The organism is Pseudomonas sp. ICMP 10191 (genome assembly GCF_001467335.1).
Taxonomy (GTDB): domain Bacteria; phylum Pseudomonadota; class Gammaproteobacteria; order Pseudomonadales; family Pseudomonadaceae; genus Aquipseudomonas; species Aquipseudomonas cerasi.
Genome location: NZ_LKGW01000026.1, coordinates 1 through 742, shown reverse-complemented (window position 1 = coordinate 742; position 742 = coordinate 1). Strand labels below are relative to the sequence as shown.

At 60.7% G+C, this 742-nt stretch carries 1 pseudogene; it reads right to left on the bottom strand.

Annotated elements, in window-relative coordinates:
• A pseudogene (locus AO388_RS04060) lies at positions 1 to 742 on the bottom strand (RHS repeat protein); the annotation flags it as partial.

Here is a 742-nt window from a genome sequence, read left to right as displayed (position 1 = left end):
TGGGTGCGGTAGACCTCGCGGTGCAGGTCGTCGCGTTCCATGTCGCTGATCAACTGGCCATCGAGGTTGAGCTGATGCAGATGACCGCTGCCGTAGTACAGGTGGTTCAGGTGCTGGCCGGTAGGAAGGGTCAGCGTGGTCAGGTTGCTGAGNCCGGTGTCCGTCGGCTTGCGCTCGATTGACAGCAGTCGGTCGCCGTCGTCGTAGGCGTAGTCCTGACGCGCATCGTCGTTGAGCTTGGCCAGCAAACGGCCTATCGGGTCGCGCTCCAGATGGGTGCTGCGCCGTGGCTGTTCGCCTTTCTCTCGGGTCAGGTTGTCGATGCGTTTTTCTTCGATCAGACGATCTGCGTCGTCGTAGGCAAAGCGGTAGGTCGCATCGTTTTCGTTGGTCAGGGCGACGAGGCGAATGGCTTTGCGCAGCAGCTGGGTGGTCTGGCCTTTGCCATCGGTGTGGGTCAGGACCTGGCCCAGCTCGTTGTAGGTAAAGGTCTCGCTGGTGCCATCCGGGTGGTTGATGCGCAGCACTTCGCCGTCGGGCTTGCGCTCCAGCGTAGTGGTGTTGTTCAGGGCATCGGTGACGGCCACCAGGTGGTGGCGCTCGTCGTAGCGGTAATAAGTGCTTTTGCCCGAACAGTCCTGAAAGCGCTGCACTTGCGCCAGGTTGTTCCACCACAGGTATTTGGACTTGAGCGTCGGGTCGACGATGGTGTGTGGCAGGCCGTCTTCACTGTTGAGGTATT